The 21495-nt window shown below is 72.4% G+C and carries 17 protein-coding genes; 11 read left to right on the forward strand and 6 right to left on the reverse strand.

Translation table 11 applies throughout. The features are described from left to right. Positions 1-63 precede the first annotated feature (63 nt). The 3 genes from ACIOHP_RS24495 (at position 64) to ACIOHP_RS24505 (ending at position 2754) form a co-directional block, all read left to right on the forward strand. Positions 64-294, forward strand: coding sequence for a hypothetical protein (locus tag ACIOHP_RS24495; protein ID WP_401890757.1), 231 nt, complete (start codon positions 64-66; stop codon positions 292-294). Further along, on the forward strand, positions 295-2382 hold the full coding sequence (gene malQ / locus ACIOHP_RS24500; RefSeq protein ID WP_401890759.1) for a 4-alpha-glucanotransferase: 2088 nt from the start codon (positions 295-297) through the stop codon (positions 2380-2382). A 96-nt stretch (positions 2383-2478) separates the two neighbouring features. Continuing rightward, on the forward strand, positions 2479-2754 hold the full coding sequence (locus ACIOHP_RS24505) for a hypothetical protein (RefSeq protein ID WP_361538917.1): 276 nt from the start codon (positions 2479-2481) through the stop codon (positions 2752-2754). A 136-nt stretch (positions 2755-2890) separates the two neighbouring features. Here ACIOHP_RS24505 and ACIOHP_RS24510 read toward each other — a convergent pair whose 3' ends face one another. Continuing rightward, the gene (locus tag ACIOHP_RS24510; RefSeq protein ID WP_401890761.1) at positions 2891-3511 is read right to left on the reverse strand and encodes a TetR family transcriptional regulator; all 621 of its coding nucleotides are present in this window, start codon (positions 3509-3511) and stop codon (positions 2891-2893) included. A gap of 127 nt (positions 3512-3638) precedes the next feature. Between ACIOHP_RS24510 and ACIOHP_RS24515 the strand changes: the two genes are divergently transcribed. Further along, the gene (locus tag ACIOHP_RS24515; RefSeq protein ID WP_401890764.1) at positions 3639-5090 is read left to right on the forward strand and encodes an FAD-dependent monooxygenase; all 1452 of its coding nucleotides are present in this window, start codon (positions 3639-3641) and stop codon (positions 5088-5090) included. Between the two features lie 145 nt (positions 5091-5235). On the opposite strand, the gene ACIOHP_RS24520 is transcribed toward ACIOHP_RS24515, so the two are convergent. Beyond that, positions 5236-5757, reverse strand: coding sequence for a MarR family winged helix-turn-helix transcriptional regulator (locus tag ACIOHP_RS24520; RefSeq protein WP_401890766.1), 522 nt, complete (start codon positions 5755-5757; stop codon positions 5236-5238). A 146-nt stretch (positions 5758-5903) separates the two neighbouring features. Between ACIOHP_RS24520 and ACIOHP_RS24525 the strand changes: the two genes are divergently transcribed. The 4 genes from ACIOHP_RS24525 (at position 5904) to ACIOHP_RS24540 (ending at position 10218) form a co-directional block, all read left to right on the forward strand. After that, the gene (locus ACIOHP_RS24525; RefSeq protein WP_401890768.1) at positions 5904-7352 is read left to right on the forward strand and encodes an MFS transporter; all 1449 of its coding nucleotides are present in this window, start codon (positions 5904-5906) and stop codon (positions 7350-7352) included. 70 nt (positions 7353-7422) lie between these two features. After that, a complete protein-coding gene (locus ACIOHP_RS24530) occupies positions 7423-8364 on the forward strand; it encodes an EamA family transporter (RefSeq protein ID WP_401890771.1) in 942 nt (313 codons plus the stop codon). 35 nt (positions 8365-8399) lie between these two features. Then, positions 8400-9299 (forward strand): DMT family transporter, encoded by a 900-nt coding sequence (locus ACIOHP_RS24535; RefSeq protein WP_401890773.1) that lies wholly within the window; start codon positions 8400-8402, stop codon positions 9297-9299. 10 nt (positions 9300-9309) lie between these two features. Then, a complete protein-coding gene (locus tag ACIOHP_RS24540; RefSeq protein ID WP_401890776.1) occupies positions 9310-10218 on the forward strand; it encodes a LysR family transcriptional regulator in 909 nt (302 codons plus the stop codon). A 162-nt stretch (positions 10219-10380) separates the two neighbouring features. Here the strand turns inward: ACIOHP_RS24540 and pepN are convergent, their stop codons facing one another. After that, on the reverse strand, positions 10381-12954 hold the full coding sequence (gene pepN / locus ACIOHP_RS24545) for an aminopeptidase N (RefSeq protein ID WP_361538893.1): 2574 nt from the start codon (positions 12952-12954) through the stop codon (positions 10381-10383). 121 nt (positions 12955-13075) lie between these two features. Between pepN and ACIOHP_RS24550 the strand changes: the two genes are divergently transcribed. Next, positions 13076-13546 carry a DUF1203 domain-containing protein gene (locus tag ACIOHP_RS24550; protein ID WP_361478471.1) on the forward strand — a complete coding sequence of 157 codons (471 nt, stop codon included), beginning with the start codon at positions 13076-13078 and terminating at the stop codon, positions 13544-13546. Here ACIOHP_RS24550 and ACIOHP_RS24555 read toward each other — a convergent pair. Then, positions 13543-14559, reverse strand: coding sequence for an aspartate-semialdehyde dehydrogenase (locus ACIOHP_RS24555; protein WP_307030577.1), 1017 nt, complete (start codon positions 14557-14559; stop codon positions 13543-13545). The genes ACIOHP_RS24550 and ACIOHP_RS24555 overlap by 4 nt on opposite strands. Before the next feature lie 106 nt (positions 14560-14665). Then, entirely contained in the window at positions 14666-16717 is a 2052-nt protein-coding gene (locus ACIOHP_RS24560; RefSeq protein WP_401890780.1) for a TerD family protein, read from the reverse strand. Positions 16718-16823: 106 nt separating this feature from the next. On the opposite strand from ACIOHP_RS24560, the gene ACIOHP_RS24565 reads away from it, so the two are divergent. Next, positions 16824-17369 (forward strand): sigma-70 family RNA polymerase sigma factor, encoded by a 546-nt coding sequence (locus tag ACIOHP_RS24565; protein ID WP_361478464.1) that lies wholly within the window; start codon positions 16824-16826, stop codon positions 17367-17369. A 1-nt stretch (position 17370) separates the two neighbouring features. Then, complete coding sequence (locus tag ACIOHP_RS24570) at positions 17371-18105, forward strand: hypothetical protein (RefSeq protein WP_401890783.1); 735 nt, start codon at positions 17371-17373, stop codon at positions 18103-18105. Positions 18106-18190: 85 nt separating this feature from the next. On the opposite strand, the gene ACIOHP_RS24575 is transcribed toward ACIOHP_RS24570, so the two are convergent. Further along, positions 18191-21481 (reverse strand): S8 family serine peptidase, encoded by a 3291-nt coding sequence (locus ACIOHP_RS24575; protein WP_401890786.1) that lies wholly within the window; start codon positions 21479-21481, stop codon positions 18191-18193. Positions 21482-21495 lie beyond the last annotated feature (14 nt).

Genomic DNA, 21495 nt, shown 5'->3' on the forward strand with positions numbered 1-21495 from the left:
GGCGCCCACGGGGTAGGGCTGCGATAACCCGCAAGGTCGCCGTACTCGACAAGGAGGCCCCTCGTGGTCGCTCCCGCACACCCGCGCTCCAAACCCGTGGCGCAGCCGCCGTCCCCCGAACCCGAGCCGCACTTCTGTGTGTTCAGCGCGGAGGGCGCCTGCGCCGAGATCCCGCTGACCAGTGAGGCACCGCTGCCCGACGCGGAGCCCCTCACCAGCGAGCCGCCGCTCGCCGAAGCCGCACACCTGACCAGCGAGTCCGCGGTCTTCGAGCCGGACCTCGCGAGGCCGTAGATGGTGGAGCAGGGGTCGGCCGAGCCGCCTTCCGAGGACCTGTCCCGCCTCGCCGAGCTGCATGGCGTCGCCACCTCCTACAGCCCGTCCCCGGGCCGTACGGTCGCCGCCTCGGCCACCGCCGTCACCCTCGCCCTGGCCGCCCTCGGCGTCGACACCGGCCGCCCCGCGGCCGCGCTGGCCGCCCGCGAGAGTGAGCTGCGCGACCGGCTGCTGCCACCGACCGTGGTCTGCTGGAGCGGCAGCCCGCCCGCGTCCCTCGGGAACCTGCCCAGGGGCACTCGGCTGCGGATCGAGACCGAGCAGGGCGAGACCCGCGCCGCCGCCGACCAACTCCCGCCCGGCATCCACCGGTTGACCGCCACGGCGCCCGACGGCCGGGTGGCCGAGTCCCACCTGGTCGTCGCCCCCGCCCGGCTCCCCACGACCACCGGACGCTCGTACGGACTGCTCGTCCAGCTCTACTCCCTGCTCTCCCGGCGCTCCTGGGGCATGGGCGACCTCGGCGACCTCACCGAGCTGACCGCCTGGGCCGGGCGGGCGCTCGGCGCCGGGTTCGTGCAGGTCAACCCGTTGCACGCGGCGGTGCCCGGCGCCCCCACGGACCCCTCGCCGTACCGGCCCTCCTCGCGGCGCTTCCCGGACCCGGTGCATCTGCGGGTCGAGGACGTGCCGGAGTACGCCCATGTCACCGACCGCGAGGCGGTGCGCTCGCTCGCCGAACGGGCCGGGCGGCTGCGTGAAGCGGTGCTGGACAAGGGCGCGTTGATCGACCGGGACGCCGTGTGGGAGCTCAAGCGGGAGGCGCTGGAGCTGGTGCGCGAGGTGCCGCTCGGCCCCGGCCGGCGGGCCGCGTACGCCGACTTCCTCGCCGAGGAGGGCGAGGCCCTGGAGGACCACGCGACGTGGTGTGCGCTGGCGGAGGTGCACGGCTCCGACTGGAGCCGGTGGCCGGCCGGACTTCAGGACCCCCGTTCGCCCGAAACGGCCCGCGCCCGGGCCGAGTTGATGGACCGCGTCGACTTCCACTGCCGGCTCGCCTGGCTCACCGACGCCCAGCTCGTCGCCTCGCAGCGGGCGGCGCGGGAGGCCGGGATGCCGGTCGGGGTCATCCACGATCTGGCGGTGGGCGTGCACCCCGGGGGCGCCGACGCCTGGGCGCAGCAGGACTACCTCGCCGCCGGGATGTCGGTCGGCGCACCGCCGGACGCCTTCAACGCGCGCGGACAGGACTGGGGACTGCCGCCGTGGCGCCCGGACCGCCTGGCCGCATCGGGCTACGCCCCCTACCGGCGCCTGCTGAAAGCCCTCTTCCGCTACGCCGGAGCCCTGCGCATCGACCATGTGATGGGCCTGTTCCGCCTCTGGTGGGTCCCGCAGGGACACCCGCCGACCGAGGGCACCTACATCCGTTACGACGCCGAGGCCATGCTCGCGGTCCTGGTCCTGGAGGCCTCGCGCGCCGGGGCGATGGTGATCGGCGAGGACCTGGGCACGGTGGAGCCCGGGGTGCGCGAGACGCTGCGCGAGCGCGGGGTCCTCGGTACCTCGGTGCTCTGGTTCGAGCGGGACTGGGAGGGCGACGGCCGGCCCCTGCCGCCGGAACGCTGGCGCGCCGACTGCCTCGCCACCGCGACCACCCACGACCTGCCCTCGACCGCGGCCCGGCTGACGGGCGAGCACGTCGAACTCCGCTACCGGCTGGGCCTGCTGACCCGGGAGCTGGCGGAGGAACGGACGGAGGCGGCGGCGGACACCGGGGAGTGGCTGGAGGTACTGGCGCGACTGGGCCTGCTGCACGGCACCGGCGGCGGCCACAGCACCTTGACGGAGGAGGCCGAGATCCAGGCCGTGCACCGGTTCCTGCTGCGTACGCCGGCGAGGCTGGTCGGGGTGTGGCTGCCCGACGCGGTGGGCGACCGGCGGCCCCAGAACCTGCCGGGCACGTGGGACCAGTACCCGAACTGGCGCCTGCCGATCGCGGACGCGGAGGGAAGGCCGGTGACGCTGGAGGGGCTGGCGGGCTCGCCGCGCCTGCACGGTCTGGTGGAGGTGCTGCGCGGGCCTCGCACGGCCGGGCCGGGCTGACGCGGGGGACGGGCGGATCCGTCCCGTCCCCTTTCGGCGCCCACGTATGGCACCCCGGGCGCGCGGGGCCACAAGGCATTCGATACTTTTGGGATCGTGGACAAGAAGAACGCCCTGCGCGCCGGTGCCCTGACTGCCGGTACGACGCTGATGATGCTGCTCATGACGTCTCCCGCGCTCGCAGTCACCCGCGACGACGGCGACGACCCCGGTCCGGGCCTGAGCGTCATGGAGACGCTGGGTCTCTACGTCGTGGCCCCGCTCGCGATCTTCGCGGTCATCACCGGTCTGGTGATGGTCCTGGACAAGTCCACGGACCGTGAGCCGAAGGTGAAGACCAAGGTTCCCGTGAAGGCGAAGGCCGGGGCCTGACCGAGCCGGTCGCCGCCACCACGGCCCGACCGCTCACCGCACGTTCCCCGAGGGCGCCGACCCCGCCGCACGTACGCGCAGCAAGCCGTACGTGGGCGAGGCCGGCGCCCTCGGTGTGTTCTCCCGCGCGGCCCGCTCAGGGGTTCGGCGCGGTCAGATACCGCTGCACCGTCGGCGCCAGCCACGCCACGACCTCCTCGGGCGCCAGCGCCACCGCGGACGGGATCCGCAGCACATAGCGGGTCAGCGCGAGGCCCAGCAGCTGCGACGACACGAGCGCGGCCCGCGCCGGGACCTGCTGGGGGTCCGGGCACGCCCGCTCGGCGATCGGCAGCAGCTGGTCCCGGAAGATGCCCTGCATCCGCTCGGCCCCGGCCGCGTTCGTCGCGCCGACCCGCAGCAGGGCCGTCAGTACCTCGTTCTCCTCCCAGGTGGCCAGGAAGTGCGTGACGAGAGCCCGGCCGACGCCCTCGCGGGGCAGCGCGCCCACGTCCGGCAGGCGCAGGTCGATGGCGACCGCCGCCGCGAAGAGGCCCTCCTTGTTGCCGTAGTAGCGCATCACCATGGACGGATCGATGCCCGCGTCCTTGGCGATCGCGCGGATGGTGGCCCGCTCGTAGCCGTCGGCGGCGAAGCGTTCGCGGGCGGCGGTGAGGATCGCGCCGCGGGTGGCGTCGGAGCGGCGGGGGGCGCCTGAGGCGGGCCCGGTGCCTGGGCCGGGTGGCGTGGTCGTGGTGTCGCTGTTGCTGCCGTTCATGTCTACGAGCGTAGGCCAACGTACGTTTGCCAACAAGTGTTTGCCTACATCTGTTGACTCGCCTTGAGCTTCTCGCTAGCTTCGTCAACAAGCGTAGGCAAACAGGCGTTGGCAACAGGAGGCCACCATGAACGGCACCGCCATCCATCGCACCGTGATCGTCGTCGGCTCCGGCCCCACGGGCCTGCTCCTCGCCGGTGACCTCGCCACCGCCGGTGTCCCCGTCACCCTCCTCGAAAAGCGCTCCCACGACATCAGCAACCTCTCCCGCGCCTTCGGCGTGCACGCCCGCACCCTGGAGCAGCTCGACGCCCGGGGACTCGCCGACCAGCTGCTGGCCACCGGCGACACCATCACCGGCCTGCGCGCCTTCGACCGCCTCACGCTCGACCTGACCACGCTGGAGTCCCGCTTCCCGTTCATGCTCATCACCCCGCAGTACGAGGTCGAGCGGCTGCTGGAGCGACGGGCGAGGGAGGCCGGGGTCGAGTTCGCGTACGAGAGCGAGGTCGTGGGGCTGCGCCAGGACGCCGACGGGGTGGAGCTGGAGGTGCGGGGCGCGGACGGGGCGGTCGCCGTCCGTCGCGCGGCCTATGTCGTCGGCGCCGACGGACACCACAGCGTCGTACGCCGCGAGGTGGGCCTGGACTTCCCAGGGGTCTCCGTCATCAAGTCGCTGTTCCTCGCGGACGTACGGCTCGCCGAGCGGCCCGCGGACGTGCTCACCGTCAACGGCGCGGGCGACTGCTTCGCGATGATCGCCTCCTTCGGCGACGGCTGGTACCGGGTCATGGGCTGGGACCGCCACCACGAGGTCGCCGACGACGTCCCGATCGACCTCGACGAGGTCAAGGACGTCGCCCGCCGCGCCCTGGGCGCCGACTACGGCATGCACGACGCCCGCTGGCTCTCCCGCTTCCACAGCGACGAACGCCAGGCGCCGCGGTACCGGGTCGGCCGGGTCTTCCTCGCCGGCGACGCCGCGCACATCCACTCCCCGGCCGGCGGCCAGGGTATGAACACCGGCCTCCAGGACGCGGCCAACCTGAGCTGGAAGCTCGCCGCGGCCGTGCAGGGGTGGGCGCCGGACGGGCTCCTCGACACGTACGAGGCCGAGCGGCACCCGGTCGGCAAGGCGGTGCTGCGCAGCAGCGGCGGACTCGTCCGGCTGGCCCGCGCGCAGAGCCCGGCACTGCGCGCCGTCCGCGCCCTCGTCTCCACCGTCGGCAACGCGGTCGGTCCCGCCCGGCGCAAGGCCCTGGGCCAGATCTCCGGCATCGGCTACAAGTACCCCGCCCCCCGCGGCGCCCACCGCCTCACCGGCACCCGCGTCCCCGACGTCGCCCTGGCGGGCGGCCGCCTGCACGAGGCCCTGCGCGGCGGCCGGTTCGTCCTGATCGCCCCGGACCCCCAGGTGTACGAGGACCCGGGCACCCGCAAGGACCGGCTGACCGTGGAGCGCTGGGCGAGCGACCGTCGTACGACCGTCCTGGTGCGCCCCGACGGATACGTGGCCTGGGCGGCGGACGCACCGGACGCCACGGCGATCGAGGAGGCGGTCGCCGCCGCCGTCGGGTGAAGGGGGACGGGGCGGCCCGGGCGGAGTCCGGTGCCGCCCCGCCTGGTGAAGGGTCGCCGGGTGTGTCGGTGTGCGGCTGCTCGGTCACGCGGGCGCGCCCGAGCAGGCTGTCCGTGGGTTCGGCGCCGTGCCGCCGGCGGAGTGCTCAGTGCGGAGGCGTCTGGGTTCCTGCCAGCAACTGGCGGAGCAGGTCGGCCAGTTGGCCGGCCTGTTCGTCGTCGAGGGCGGACAGCGCCTGTGTCTCGGTGGCGAGGCCGGCGCCGACCGCCTCGTCGAGGACGGTCAACCCCTTCTCGGTGAGCGTGACTTGGAGGCCCCTGCGGTCGTGCGGGTCGGGGGAGCGGCGGAGCAGGCCCGCGCGTTCCAGCTTGTCGAGCCGGCCGGTCATGCCACCCGTCGTGAGCATCAGCGTCGCGGAGAGCTGACGGGGCGAGAGGGCGTAGGGCTCGCCGGCGCGGCGCAGGGTGGCCAGGACGTCGAACTCGCCGCGGGAGATCCCGTAGGGGGCGTACGCCTTCTCCATCCGGTCGCCCATGGCCCGTGACAGCCGGAAGATCCGCCCGAAGACCTCCATCGCCCGGGTGTCGAGGTCGGGCCGCACGGTGCCCCACTGCTCGATGATCGCGTCGACGAGATCACTGGGGGGCTGCTGCGGCATGGCGTTCATGGGTCGAGTATCCGCCGCGAACCGGTCGGCCGCAAGAAAGTAGCTTGCGGGAAAGTGGCTTGCAGGAAAGTTGCTTAGCGCTAAGCTGCTTTCAAGCAAGTTACTTTCTGGCGTGCCACCGCACGTCACTTCTCTTGGGGGACGTCATGGGGAAAGCGGCGCGGACCGAGCGCATACCGGGGGAGTGGGCCCTGCCCGTCGCCGCCGCCGTCAACGGCGTCGGCACCGGCATGTACGTCCCCTTCACCCTGGTGTTCTTCCACTACGTCACCGGCCTCTCCTTCACCGTCGTGGGCCTGGTGCTCACCGTGACCGGACTCGTGGGCATCGCCGCCCTCCCGCTGGCCGGCACGGCCGTCGACCGGTACGGCGCGAAGCGCGTCCAACTCGCCCTGTACGGCGTGCGGGTCGTCGGCTTCGCGCTCTACCCCTTCGCCCACTCCCTCGCCGCCTTCGCCGCGGTCGCCCTGGTCACGGCCGCCGCCGACCGCGCCTTCCCCGCCGTGCAGTCCTCGCTCATCGGCGAGGTGGCGCGCGGCGCCGGGCGCGACCGGCTCCAGGCGGCCACGCGTGCGCTGCAGAACGCCGGCAACGGCGCGGGCGCCCTGCTGGCCACGCTGGTCATCGCCTTCGCCGGCAACACCGGCTACACCTACGCGGCCTGGGGCAACGCCCTGTCCTTCGCCCTCGCCGCACCGCTGCTGCTGCCCCTGCGGCCGGTGCGCGGCCGGGACGGAACGGCCGGGGCCACGGCACGCGGGGCCGGTTACCGGCTCGTGCTGGCCGACCGGCCCTTCCTGGTCGTCACCGGCGCCAACTTCCTGAACGCGCTCAGCTATTCGGCCCTGTCCGTGCTCTTCCCGCTGTTCATCGTGGAGTGGCTGCACGGGCCCGCCGTGCTCACCGGCGCCGCGTTCACCATCAACACCGTGCTGTGCGCGGCCGCCGGGGTGTTCGTCGGCGGGCGGGTCCGCAGGGCCGGTGCCCGGCGCACCCGGGCGGCGGCGCTGGGCGCGGGACTGTTCGCGGTGGCGTTCCTCGCCCAGATCGTGCTGGGCACCCTGCGGCCGGACTCCGGCCCGCTGCTGGGCGGGGCCCTGGTCGCCGTGGTCGTCGTCTACACCCTCGGCGAGCTGATCCACAGCCCCGCCGCCGAGGTCCTCGCCGTGTCGGCGGCGCCCGCGGCCGTGCGCGGCCGGTATCTGGCGGCCTACCAGATGTCCTGGTCGCTGGCGAAGGCGGTGGCGCCCTCGCTGTTCACGGCGCTGCTCGCGGTGGACGGCCGCGTGCCCTGGGCGGTCCTCGTCCTCACCTCCGCCGTGGCCGCCGCGCTGCTGCTCCGCGTGGAACGCCACCTGCCGGCGGACGCGGTACGACCCGTCGCGGAGACCGTCGTCCGTACGGCCCCGGCGGGGGTCACCGGGCGGACGGCCGAGGCGGAGGCCGCGGGACGGACGGTCACCGGGGAGGGCGCCGGACGGACGGCCTCCGCGGGGCTCGGCGACCCGGCGGCCGTCTCTCCCCGCGAGGTTCCGGCCGAGGTCGCCGCCCCGGCTTGCCCCCGTGCCGCCGGCCTCGCCGAAGGGGGCCGCTGACGAGGAGGGCCGCCGCCCCAGAGGCTCTCCCCCCGCAGCCCCCGCCCCGCCACCCCGAAGGGAACCCGCCATGACCCGGTCCGCGACCATCCTCCTCACCGCCCTCGCCCCCGTCTCCTGGGGCACCACCTACGCCGTCACCACCGAGTTCCTCCCGGCCGACCGTCCGCTGTTCACCGGACTGGTGCGCGCCCTGCCCGCCGGGCTGGCGCTGCTCGGGGTGGCGCGGGTGCTGCCTAAGGGGGCCTGGTGGTGGAAGGCGACGGTGCTCGGGGCGCTGAACATCGGTGCGTTCTTCCCGCTGCTGTTCCTGTCGGCGTACCGGCTGCCCGGCGGTATGGCCGCGGTCGTCGGGTCGGTGGGGCCGCTGCTCGTCGTGGGGCTGTCGGCGCTGCTGCTGGGGGAGCGGCCGACCGCGCGGAGCGTGGTCACCGGGGTCGTCGCGGCGTTCGGGGTCAGTCTCGTCGTACTGAAGGCGGCCGGGGCGCTCGACCTGGTGGGTGTGCTGGCGGCCTTCGCCTCGGCCGCCTCGATGTCCGCGGGGACCGTGCTGACCAAGCGGTGGGGGCGGCCCGACGGAGTGGGTCCGCTCGCGCTCACCGGATGGCAGCTGACCGCGGGCGGGCTGCTCATCGCGCCGCTCGCGCTGCTGGTCGAGGGCGCCCCGCCCGCGCTGGACGGACGGGCGGTGGGCGGCTACCTCTATCTGGCGCTGGCGAACACGGCGGTCTCCTACTGGCTCTGGTTCCGCGGCATCGGCCGGCTCAGCGCCACCCAGGTCACCCTCCTCGGACCGCTCTCCCCGCTGACCGCCGCGATCGTCGGCTGGGCGGCGCTCGGACAGGCGCTGACGCCGCTTCAGCTGGCGGGGATGGCGGTGGCGTTCGGGGCGACGGTGGCGGGGCAGCTGGGGCAGCGACCGGTGCGCACCGCTGGTCAATCGTTCAGTTTTCCTGAAAGGAATGGTCGTAAAGATTCGATGGACGTGACAGATGTGGCGCTGCGACGGTAGATCCACCGAGATCACCGCCCAGTGGAAGGACCCATGTGACCGCCGTCCTCGAAAGGACCGCACGTACGACCCGCGCCCCGAGGGCAGCCGCCCTCGGGGTTCTGCTCGCCGCCGTCGCGACCGTCGTCTGGTCCGGCAGCTTCGTCACCTCCCGTGCGCTGCACGACAGCGTGCCGCCCGTCCAGCAGGCCTTCTGGCGCTGGATCGTCGCGCTCGTCGCGGTCGCCCCCTTCGGGGCCCGACGGGCGTGGCGGCAGCGGAAGGAGATCAGGCGGCACCTCGGTTTCGTGGCGCTCGCCTCGCTGCTCGGGGTGACCGTCTACAACACTCTGGTCAACCAGGCCGGTTCGACCACTTCGGCCGCCAACATGGGCATGATCATGGCCGCTTCACCGGTGCTGATGGCAGTGCTCGAACGCATGGGCGGCGTACGGCCGGGCGCGCGCCGGCTCGGTGGGCTGCTGGTCGCGTGCGGGGGCGTCGTGCTGCTCGTCGGGGGCGGGGCGGGGTTTGCCGCGGGTGACCTGTGGATGATCGCCGCGGCCTGCTGCTTCGGGTCGTACAGCGCGCTGCTGCGCCGAAAGCCCGCGGAACTCGGCGGTACGGCCTTCCTGTTCACGACCTTCCTGTTCGGCACCGTCCTGCTGCTGCCCGCGCAAGGGGTGAGCCTCGCCGTCCAGGGCGGGTTCGAGCCGACGGCCGGCACGGTGCCGCCCTTGCTGTACGTCGGCGTCTTCTCCTCGGCCGTCGCCTTCTTCGCCTGGAACCGGGCCATCGCCCTCGCCGGTCCGTCCCGGGCCGGAGCCGTGTACTACCTCCAGCCGCTCTGCGTGGCCCTGCTGTCCTGGGCCCTGCTCGGCGAGACGGTCTCCGCCGCGCAGGCGCTGTGCATGGCGCTGATCCTCGGCGGGGTGCTGCTGGGTGCCGCCGGATAGGTTGGCCGCCATGCTCGAGTGGGACATCCGGAAACTGCAGATCCTGCGGACGCTGCGGGAGCAGGGCACCGTGACCGCGACGGCCGAGGCGCTGCGGATGACGCCGTCCGCGGTGTCGCAGCAGCTGACCAACCTCGCCAGGCAGTTGGGCGTGCCGTTGCTGGAGGCGCAGGGGCGGCGGGTGCGGCTCACGGACGCGGCGCGAATGGTGCTGCGGCACGCCGAGGCGGTGTTCGAGCAGCTGGAGCGGGCGGACGCCGAACTGTCGGCGTACGTGTACGGCGAGGTCGGCGAGGTGCGGGTCGGCGCCTTCTCCACCGCCGTGCCCGCGCTGGTGGTGCCCGCCGTACGGGCCCTGCGGGCGACGCACCCGGGGGTGAGCGTGCGGGTGCGCGAGGCGGAGGCCGGGGAGGCGTACGAGCTGCTGGCCGGCGGGGAGGTCGACCTCGCGCTGTCGCTGGCCGCGCAGGCGCCGGAGGTGGGGGACGGACGGTTCACACGGGTCGAGCTGCTCGCGGACCCGCTGGACGTCGCGCTGCCGCGGGGGCATGAACGGGCGGCCGCGGAGCGGCTGCGGCTGGCCGATCTCGCCGGGGAGTCCTGGATCTTCGGGGGCAGCGGGCCCTGGTCCGACATCACACGCGGGGCGTGCGAGGCGGCCGGGTTCAGCCCGCGGCAGGGGCATTCCGCGGCGGGGTGGACGGCGATCCTCGCGATGGTCGAGGCGGGTATGGGGGTGGCGCTGGTGCCGCGGATGGCGGCGGTGCGGCGGGACGGGGTGGTCATGCGGGAGCTGGGGGCGGACCGGCCGGTCCGGCATGTGGTGGCTGCGGTGCGGAGGGGGAGCGAGGCGGGGGTCGCGGTGGGGAGGGTGCTGTCGGCTTTGGAGGGGGTTGCCGGGGGGCTTGATCGGTGGTGAGCCGGGGTGGGCGCCCCCTTCGCGGTACGAGCCGCTGGGGCGGCATGCGAGCCGACGGCAACTGCACGCACCCTCGCACCCCACCCCCCTTGGCGGCCCTGCCCCGGTACGGCAAGGGGCGCCCGATGGCTCACCGGGCGCCCCTCGTCGTCGTACCGGCGACTACGACGCCGCCGCGTCCGCCGCCTGGGCCTTCAACGCGCGCTCCACGCCCGCGCGGGACTCCGAGACCAGGCGGCGCAGGGCCGCGTTGGGCTCGGCGGAGGCCAGCCAGGCGTCCGTCTTGTCCAGGGTCTCCTGGGAGACCTGAACCGTCGGGTAGAGGCCGACCGCGATCTGCTGGGCGATCTCGTGCGAGCGGGCGTCCCAGATGCCCTTGACCACCTCGAAGTACTTGTCCGCGTACGGCGCGAGCAGTTCGCGCTGCCCGGTCTGGACGAAGCCTCCGATGACGGCCTCCTGCACCGCGTTCGGGAGTTTGTCGGACTCGATGACCTGGGCCCAGGCCTCGGCCTTGGCCTCCTCGGTCGGGCGGGCGGCACGGGCGGTGGCCGCGTGGCGCTCGCCGGCCGCCGTCCTGTCCCGCTCGTACTCGCCCGCGATCTCCGTCTCGTCGAAGCGGCCGACCGACGCCAGACGCTCCACGAACGCCCAGCGCAGCTCGGTGTCGACGGCCAGGCCCTCGATCGTCTGCGAGCCCTCCAGCAGGGCGTCCAGGAGGTCCAGCTGCTCCGGCGTACGGGCCGTGGCCGCGAACGCGCGCGCCCATGCCAGCTGGTGGTCGCTGCCCGCGGCCGCCGAGCGCAGATGGGCCAGCGTGGCGTCCGTCCAGCGGGTCAGCAGGGTCTCGCGGGCGGCCGGGTCGGCGTACAGCTCGATCGCCAGCTTCACCTGGCGGTGCAGGGACTGCACGACACCGATGTCCGACTCCTTGCCGATGCCGGACAGGACGAGGGAGAGGTAGTCGCGGGTGGCCAGCTCGGCGTCGCGGGTCATGTCCCAGGCCGAGGCCCAGCACAGCGCGCGCGGCAGCGAGGACTCGAAGTCGCCCAGGTGCTCCGTCACGAAGGCCAGGGACTGCTCGTCCAGACGGACCTTCGCGTACGACAGGTCGTCGTCGTTGAGCAGGACCACCGCGGGGCGGCGCTTGCCCACCAGCTGCGGTACGGCGGTCAGCTCGCCGTCCACGTCCAGCTCGACCCGCTCGTCGCGGACCAGCTTGCCGCTGTCGTCGTCCAGTTCGTACAGGCCCACCGCGATGCGGTGCGGACGCAGCGTCGGCTCGCCCTGCGCGCCGGCCGGAAGCGCGGGGGCCTCCTGGCGGATCGCGAAGGAGGTGATGACGCCGTGCTCGTCCGTCTCGATCTCGGGACGCAGGATGTTGATGCCGGCCGTCTGGAGCCACTTCTCCGACCAGTGCTTCAGGTCACGGCCGGAGGTCTCCTCCAGCGCGCCCAGCAGGTCGGACAGCCGGGTGTTGCCGAACGCGTGGCGCTTGAAGTACGCCTGCACACCGCCGAAGAACTCGTCCATGCCGACGTAGGCGACGAGCTGCTTGAGGACGGAGGCGCCCTTGGCGTACGTGATGCCGTCGAAGTTGACCAGCACGTCGTCCAGGTCGCGGATCTCGGCCATGATCGGGTGCGTCGACGGGAGCTGGTCCTGCCGGTACGCCCAGGTCTTCATGGAGTTGGCGAACGTCGTCCACGAGTGCGGCCAGCGGCTGTCCGGGGCGTACGCCTGGCAGGCGATCGACGTGTACGTGGCGAACGACTCGTTCAGCCACAGGTCGTTCCACCACTCCATGGTGACCAGGTCGCCGAACCACATGTGGGCCAGCTCGTGCAGGATCGTCTCGGCACGCATCTCGTACGCGGCGTCGGTGACCTTGGACCGGAAGACGTACTGGTCGCGGATGGTGACCGCGCCCGCGTTCTCCATCGCGCCCGCGTTGAACTCCGGCACGAACAGCTGGTCGTACTTCTTGAACGGGTACGCGTAGTCGAACTTCTCCTGGAACCAGTCGAAGCCCTGTCGTGTCACCTCGAAGATCGCGTCCGAGTCGAGGAACTCGGCGAGGGAGGGGCGGCAGTAGATGCCGAGCGGCACGGACTGGCCGTCCTTCTCGTACACGCTGTGCACCGAGTGGTACGGGCCGACGATGAGCGCCGTGATGTACGACGAGATCCGCGGGGTCGGCTCGAAGACCCAGATGTCGTCCTTCGGCTCCGGTGTCGGGGAGTTGGAGATGACGGTCCAGCCGGAGGGAGCCTTCACGGTGAACTGGAAGGTGGCCTTCAGGTCGGGCTGCTCGAAGGAGGCGAAGACGCGGCGCGCGTCCGGCACCTCGAACTGGGTGTACAGGTAGGCCTGCTGGTCGACGGGGTCGACGAAGCGGTGCAGACCCTCGCCGGTGTTGGTGTACGCGGCGTCCGCGACCACGCGGAGCACGTTGCGGCCCTCCAGCAGCCCCGGCAGGGCGATCCTGGAGTCCTTGAAGACCTCGGCCGGGTCGAGCGCGTCCCCGTTGAGCGTCACCTCGTGGACGGCCGGGGCCACCAGGTCGATGAAGGTCTCGGCACCGGTCTCGGCGACGTCGAAGCGCACCGTGGTCACGGACCGGTAGGTACCGCCCTCTTGCGCGCCGGAGAGGTCGAGATCGATCTCGTACGAGTCGACGCTGAGCAGCTTCGCCCGCTGTTGCGCCTCTTCGCGAGTCAGGTTTGTGCCAGGCACGCGGTCATCTCCTCGATATGTGTGGGTTCGGCGGTTCGGCCATCCTTCCACGGGTCCCGTACCGAACGCGATGTCCAAAACCCGCCGGTGACCGGGGCGGACACGCGCGAGTGTGGGAGACATGACCACCTACACCGCACGCCCCATCACCCCCGAGATCCTGAAAGAGCTCCGGTCCACGGACGACGCGGGACGCCGGATGGTTCCCGTGACCGACGAGGAGGGCGGGGCACCGCTCCGCTGCTGTCTGCGGCGCGGCGCGCCGGGCGAGCGGATCGCCCTCGTCTCCTACGCCCCGCTGCGCCGCTGGGCCGCGCAGACGGGCGCCGAGCCGGGGGCGTACGACGAGCAGGGCCCCGTCTTCATCCACGCCGAGGAGTGCGCGGGGCCGCAGCCCGACGGCTACCCCTTCGCGGGCGCCCACCGGACGGTCCGCCGGTACTCCGCCGAGGGGCACATCCTGGGCGGAGAGCTGGTCGCGGCCCCCGACGACGAGGCCTTCCGGAACGCGTTCGACGACCCGGCCGTGGCGCTGGTCCACGTCCGGGCCGTCGAGTACGGATGTTTCCTCTACGAGGTCAGGCGGGACTAGCCCTTGAGCTCCGCCGCCACCAGCTCCGCGATCTGGACCGCGTTCAGCGCGGCGCCCTTGCGGAGGTTGTCGTTGGAGATGAAGAGAGCGAGACCGTGCTCGACCGTCTCGTCGCGGCGGATGCGGCCGACGAAGGAGGCGTCCTGGCCGGCGGCCTGGAGGGGGGTCGGGATGTCGGAGAGGGTCACGCCGGGGGCGCCCGCCAGCAGCTCCGTCGCGCGCTCCGGGGTGATCGGGCGGGCGAAGCGGGCGTTGACCTGGAGGGAGTGGCCGGAGAAGACCGGGACCCGCACGCAGGTGCCGGAGACCTTCAGCTCGGGGAGCTCCAGGATCTTGCGGGACTCGTTGCGGAGCTTCTGCTCCTCGTCCGTCTCGTTCAGGCCGTCCTCGACGAGGTTGCCGGCGAAGGGCAGGACGTTGAAGGCGATGGGGCGCTTGTAGACCTGCGGCTCGGGGAAGTCGACCGCCCCGCCGTCGTGGGTGAGCTTGTCCGCGTCGGCGGCGACCTTCTGCACCTGGCCGTGCAGCTCCGCCACGCCCGCGAGGCCCGAGCCGGACACCGCCTGGTAGGTGGTGGCGATCAGCGTCTCGAGGCCCGCCTCCGTGTCCAGCACCTTCAGGACCGGCATCGCGGCCATGGTGGTGCAGTTCGGGTTGGCGATGATCCCCTTGGGGCGGTCCGCGATGGCGTGCGGGTTCACCTCGGAGACGACCAGGGGGACCTCGGGGTCCTTGCGCCAGGCCGAGGAGTTGTCGATCACCACGGCGCCCTGCGAGGCGACCTTCTCGGCCAGCGCCTTCGAGGTCGAGCCGCCCGCGGAGAACAGCACGATGTCCAGGCCGGTGTAGTCCGCCGTCGACGCGTCCTCGATCGTCACGCCGTCCAGGACCGACCCCGCGGAGCGGGCCGAGGCGAACAGGCGCAGCTCTGTGACCGGGAAGGCGCGCTCCTTGAGGATCCTGCGCATGACCGTGCCGACCTGACCGGTGGCTCCGACGATTCCGACCCTCACAGCGACTCCTTTGCGTGGCGTTTACGTGGCCTGGACGTTTCCATCATGCGTCTCATCCGGGCCGTCGTGTCCAATCCTTTGCCCGCGGAATGGGACGGCACTCGTGTCAGGGGCGCAGTTCCAGCGTCCACCCGCCGAGCGACCTGACATGGAGGAACGTGCCCGAAACGCGGTGCGGGCCGGAAGATGCGGTGAGTTTCCGGTGTGGGAACAGATTTTCGTCGAGCTCGAAGACATGGATCAAGGCGGTTCCGACGACCACCAGCTCGGCCTCGGGCCCGATGTGACGTACGACTCCATACCGGTCGCCCGGGGTCCGGGCGCCGAGCACGGGGGCCGCGTCGAGCGGGGCCGGCTCCAGGCGCCACTTCGTGCCCTCGGCGGCACGGACCGTGACGAAGCAGGTGCCGCCCGGGTCGACCCACACCGGGCCGAGGGTGGGACGGCGGCGGCCGAGGGTGTCGGCGATCATCGCCGACTTTCCGTACGGGTGGTTCAGGGCCCACGCGCTCAGGTGCTCGTTGTCGCCCCGTGAGGTCCGCTGCACCGTCATCAGCATGGGCGGCCCCTGGTAGCGCAGGACCGTGCTGCCCCTGCCCTCGGCCGCACCGGTGAGCAGGGGTGCCTCCTCCTCGGGCAGCAGCCTGAGCGTCCACTCGCCGGCACAGCGGACCCGTACGGTCTGCTCGGCCCTGCCGTCGGCGAAGAGCACCGCCGTGCCACGGGTGCCGCGGTCGTGGCCGCTCAGCCAGTCGTCCTCGTCGCCGTACTCGTCGACGGTCTTCACCTCGAGCGAGTAGTCGGCCTTGGCGCCCGGGAAGTCGTACTGGACCAGCGCCGGGCGCCCGGGCCGGGGGTTGGCCAGCGTGACCGTGTGCTCGCCGCGGCCCTCGTAGGCACCGGTCTTCCGGCCGGCGGAGGGGTCGCGGACCGGCAGGGGCTTGGCGGTGAGCTCCCAGTCGCCGTCGCCGTGCTCGATCACCAGCAGCAGCGGGCCGTCGGGGACCGGGACGGTCTGCTTGAGCTTTCCGGTCTCGTTGCACAGCAGCTCGTGGTCGTCGAGGTCGTCGAAGTGCTCGGCCTCGTGGCAGTTCAGCACGAACCACTCGCCGCGGTCGGCGCCGCCGTCGAAGCGGACCTTCACATCGGCCATGGTGCCCAGGTAGGAGACGACGTCCGGCCCGCGCCCCTTGAGTGTCTGCGTGCCCAGCGGACGGGCCGCCGACAGCGGCAGGACCGTGAGCGTCCAGTCGCCGTCGTAGTTGACCTTCATCCGCAGCGGACGGTCGCGCGGGGGCTGCACCAGGGCGCGGCCGTGGAAGTCGCGCAGGGTGGTGTTGAAGACCGTGTCCTCGTCCTTGTTGCGCCGGTTCAGCGTCTCGACGCAGAGCCATTCGTCACCCCGGACCCGTGCCTCCACGATCACCGGGCCGGGCGGCAGCGGCATGTCCACGGAGACCACGCCGTTGCCGCGGCCGCTCTGGGTGTGCGGGGTGAAGTCGGGTCCCAGGGGGGCGGGGGACCGGGCCGGGACAGGAGCCGATATGAGGGTGGCGGCCGGTGGCGCGCTCGCCTTCGTGACGACCGGGTTCGGCACGGGAGCCACCGGAGGCGCCACCGGCATCGGCGCCGGCGCCGCCACCACGATCCCGAAGTCCGTCGCCAGCCCCGCGAGCCCCGAGTCCCAGCCCTGCCCCACCGCCCGGAACTTCCACTCCCCGTTGCGCCGGTAGAACTCCCCGAGCACGAAGGCCGTCTCGCCACCGGCGTCCGTCACGTCGTAGTGCACGACGATCGAACCGTCCGCCGCCACCGTCTGCACCGCGAGCCCGGGCACCGCCCCGAACGTGCCGTCGTCGCACGACGCGGCGACCAGCACCCGCTGGACCGCCGGCTCCACCCGGGGCAGATCCAGCTCCAGCCACTCGGCGAGCTGGTCCGCGCCGTCACCGGTGCCGAGATGCCGTACCGCTCCGGAGGGATGCGCGGGCTGGTTGTGGAAGACGAGGTCGGCGTCGCCGCGTACCTTGCCCGCCGCGTCGAGGAGCAGCGCCGAGACATCCACGGCGGGCGTCCCCGGCACCTTGCGGCGGCAGACGGCAACCCTCAGAAGACCGGCGGGGACAGGGGTGTTGGCCCCCTTCGCGATGTGCGTCATGGGGCCCATGGTGACAGTGATGATCATGTGAAGAAAGAATTCCGGGCATCGGACCGAACGTTTCCGCCCGCACCGGCGTCATAGAGGAAACGCGGCTAGGGGAGGGGTGGCTGTGCTGCGCAGAAAGGCCCGTCGCGGCCAGGGGGACGGTGTCCATGACGGGCCGGACGACCCCCTCGACGCGGCTCAGGAACGTCGGGTGCGGGCCGTGCTCGCGCTCGGCGGCGTACCGCAGGCGGACCTGCCGGACGGGGTGCAGCAGGTCCGCCTGCGGTTGCTGGAGCGGGCGGCGAAGGGGTACGAGGCGCCGCGTGACGTCTCCGCGTGGGCGGCCGTCGTCGCCTCCAACCTCGCCATGGACTGGCACCGCGCCAAGCGCCGCCAGGAACGGATCGGCGAACGCCTGGCCTCCCTGCGCCAGTTGGAGCACCCCTCGGGCGAGGACACCAGCGTGCTCTCCCTCGCCGTCGCCCAGGGGCTCGACGAACTGCCCGACGCCCAGCGCCAGGTCCTCGTCCTGCGTTTCTTCGCCGACCTGCCGGTGCGCGACATCGCGCACGAGCTCGGCGTCCCTGAGGGCACGGTCAAGAGCAGGCTGCACACGGCGGTCCGCGCACTGCGCGCCCGCCTGCACGAGGGCGAGGTGGTGTGACGTGACCGCCGAACACGACGGCATCGACGCGCTGATGGCCGCGATCACCGACGAACCACTGTCCGGGGAAGCCCGCGGGGACGCCGCCTTCATGGCCGAACACCGGTCGGCGAGCGCGGATTTGGCGCTGCTGCGGGAGCAACTGGGCGTCATCGGCCACGCCCTCGCCGAGCCGGCCCCGGCCCCGGCCGTGGCTCCGGTCCCGAAGCCGGCTCGGGTGGGTCCCTCACACACCCGCCGATGGGTCCCCAAACTCGCCCTCGGCAGCCTCGCGGTGGCCGCGGCGGCCTCCGTGGTCGCCGGTCTGGGCTGGCTGATCGCCACGGGTGGGCCCAACACCATGTCCTCGTCGGACGACAGCGGGGCCGGCGCCCAGAAGTCCGAGGCCGACGTGGACGCCGGCACCCGCTTCGGCAGCCCGCACTATCTCGCCTGCACGCGCCTGGTCGCTGAGGGCACCGTCACCTCGGTCGAACGGCTCGTGGACGGAGTGCAGTTGAGGATCTCCGTGGACGTGATCCGTTACTTCAAGCAGGACGAGGAGCGCCCCGAGCACCTCACCTACGTCGTCGAGGACACGTTCGCCCGCGGTCTCGTCAAGGGCGACCGGGTGCTGTTCGGGGTCCCGAAGGGGGACGCGGTGCCCGACCACTGGGTGGTCGGCGAGGACGCGGTCGCCCGCGAACGGGCGTGGATCGAGGCATCGTTGCCGGAGTCGCGCAAGCTGACCTGCTGACGGGGGCGGGTGCGACGAAGAGGCGGGCACGACGAAGGGGCGGGCGCCCGATGGACGCCCGCCCCTCCCTTGTCGTACCCGCAACCTACGGGGTGACCTTCTCGATCTTCACGCTGCCGATGCCCGCGACCGTGCCGCGGGCGTTCACCAGCTGGACCTGACCGAAGAACTCACGGCCCTCGGGAGCGGCCGCCAGGGCGGTGACGTTCGCGGAGACGTCCGCGGTGCCACCCGTGCCCAGCTTCACCGCGGCCGAGTCGTCGACCGTGACGGCGCCCAGGGCGGCGGAGAAGAACACGTCCTGGTAGTCGTAGGCCGTCGAACCGGCCGGGATCGCGTAGCCGATGACCTGGATGGTGTAGGTACCGGCGGCGGGGTTCGCCACCGAGACGGACTCCTCCGAGTCGCCGTCGGCGGAGGAACCGGCCTCGTCGCCGTTGCCGTCCAGGACGACCAGGTCGAGGTCGGCGGCCGCGTCGGAGACGTTGCCGATGGCGACGTCCAGCGACTTGGCGCCCTCGGGGACCTCGACCGTGGTGACCTGGGTGTCGCCTTCGGCGATGGTCGGGCGGGCCGACTTGGCCGAGCCGAGCGGGCCGCCGACGAGCTTGCCGTCGAGCGCGGCGAGGTTGTTCGTCACCTTCCAGGAGGCGGCGGTCGGGGTGCCGACCTTGGCCTCGGGCACGGTCACGACCTCCGGGGCGAAGGTGGCGCCGAGGACGGTGACGTCCAGCTTGTACGGGTTGTCGAGCAGCGGCGACGTACGGCGCGACTCGACCTCGATCTCCCAGACACCGGCGACCGGGTCGGCGTAGGACCGCACGTCGGGGCGGCAGCCGTTGCCGTCGAGGTAGTTGTTGTAGCAGTTCGGCGTGCTGGTCGAGTCGACCGGGACGCCGTACGGGTGGATCGCGATGAACCGGGTCTGGCTCTTGTCCTTCAGCCCGCCGATGGCGACCTCGAGGGACTTGGCGCCCTCGGGGACGGTCACGAAGTACGACTGCGTGCTGTTGCGCTGGACCGTACCCGCCGCCGCGTAGGTGTACTTCAGCGGCGCCGAGACCACGACCGTGTTCAGGATCTGCTTGTCGATGCCCTCGGTGCGCGGGTCGTCGACCTCGAGGATGGCGCTCTTGAGACCGGCGGTCGGCGCCTTCGCGGCGATCTTGACGGTGACCGGCTTGTTGAGCTCCAGCTTGACCTCGTCCGAGCCGACGATCGAGAAGGTGCCGGCGGCGTTGTTCTCGAGGTGCAGCTCGTGACGGATCGCCTTGTCGGCGCCGGACGTACGGGTGACGGTGACCTCGTACGACTTCTTGACGCCGACCTTCAGGCCGCCCTCACGGTCGTAGATGCCGGTGCCGAAGCCCGGCGTCTTCAGGAACTGGTCGATCGCGGTGTCGACCGGCGCCTTGACGGTGTAGTCGTTGGCGGTCGCGCCGTCCTTGATGGAGTCCCACGCGTCCTCGATGTTGATGAGGCCCGCACCCTCCTCGTACGCCTGCACACCCTTGATGTGGTCGGCGGTCGAGGTCAGCGCCGTGCGCAGGGTCTTCGGGGTCAGCGCGATGCCCTTCGCCTTGGCGGCGGACAGCAGCAGCGCCGAGGCGCCCGCGGCCTGCGGGGAGGCCATCGAGGTGCCCTGGAGCATGCCGTAGCCGGCCGGCAGGGAGTAGCCGGACTCGGCGACCGGGGCGCCCGGCAGCCAGGTCTGGATCGTGTTGACCGAGGCACCCGGGGCGACGAGCGTCGGGGTGAAGCCGCCGTCCTCACGCGGGCCGCGCGAGGAGAACGGCATCATCGCGTACGACTTGGACACGACCGAGCCGTAGTTGGAGTACCACGTCGCCTTGGAGATCGAGGCGCCGACGGAGATCACCTTGTCGGCCAGACCGGGGTCGCCGATGGTGTTGGCACCGGGGCCGGAGTTGCCGGCCGAGATGACCAGCTGGACGCCGTAGGTGTCGATCAGGCGGGTGTAGAGCTCGGCGCGCGCGTTGTTGCCGTCGTTCAGCGCGGGCAGACCGCCGATGGACATGTTGACGATGTCGACACCGCGGTTGGTGACGAGGTCGATCATGCCCTCGGTGAGCGCGACGTTGGTGCAGCCACCGGTCCAGGTGCAGGCCCGGGAGGAGACGACCTTCGCGCCCGGCGCCGCGCCGTTCATCTTGCCGCCGAACAGGCCGTTGGCGGCGGTGATGCCGGCGACGTGCGTGCCGTGCTCGGACTCGATGACGCCGATGTTGACGTAGTCGGCCTTGTCGCCGGCCGCGTTGAAGACGACGTCCTTGCGGATCTCGACCACGAACGGCTGGCGCTCGACGACATCGGTGGACGGGTTGTCGGTACCGAAGTAACCGATCTGGAACCCGGCCTTGTACGGCTTCATCGCCGCGTCGTCGCCGAAGTCGTTGTTGTTGTTCAGGTCGACCCGGACGGTGCCGGCGGCCGCGTCGTAGAGGACGCCCCAGACATCGGTGGTGTCGCCGTCGCGGTTGGCGTCGCCCTTGGCGTCGCCGCCCGCGGTGGCCGACTCGCGGAACAGGTTGAACTGGTAGGAGCCCGCCGGGGCCTTCCAGGTGGCGCCCGCGATGGTGAAGGTCGGGCCGCTGACCGGGTTGTTCATCCGCCGCCAGGTGGCGTCGGCGTCGCTGACCGGGTCGGTGGCCGTGACCCAGTCGACGATCTTGCGCTCACCGGTGGTGGTCTTCTGCAGCGCCGGGTGGCCGAGGTCCACGCCGGAGTCGAGGACGCCGATGGTGACGCCGCGGCCGTCCGCCTTCGGGTGGTCTTCCACGAAGTCGACGGCGCCCGTCTCGAAGGACGGGTTGTACGGGTTCTCGGCAGGGGTCTTCTTGCCGGGCGCCGCTGGGGTGGCCGCCTTGCCGGCTGCGCCCTTGGCGGTGTCCGCGCTCGGCGTCGGGTCGTCCAGCGGGATCTCCTGGCGCAGGTCGATGCCGTGCACGGAGGAGAGCTTGACGGCGGCGGCGATGGCCTTGTCCGCCTTCGCGGTGGGGACGGTGGCGCGGACGTAACCGACCTTGTCGAAGGTGCGGCCCACGAGGCCGCCGTCCACGGCGTCCAGCTGCTTGGCGACCTGCTCGGTCTGCCCCGGAGCGGTCGCGATCATCATCGAGATGTTCTTCTCGCCGTCGGCCTTCGCCTCGGCGAGCAGGTCCGCGTCGTCCGAACCGAGCTTGTCGTGGGCGGACTTGACGCTCGGGTCGGCCGCGGCGGGCGCGTCGGCAGCGGCGACGGCCATGGGGATAGGCCCGGCCGCGGAGAGCGCGGCCACAAGGCCGGCGGCCACGGCGATACGCACCACGCGTCTCGCGCCGCCCGATATCGGTTCGCGCTGGGGGGTGAGGGTCATCGGCATCCCTTGTA

Origin of the sequence: Streptomyces sp. NPDC087859, from assembly GCF_044742595.1 — a bacterium.
GTDB classification, from domain to species: Bacteria; Actinomycetota; Actinomycetes; order Streptomycetales; family Streptomycetaceae; genus Streptomyces; species Streptomyces canus_F.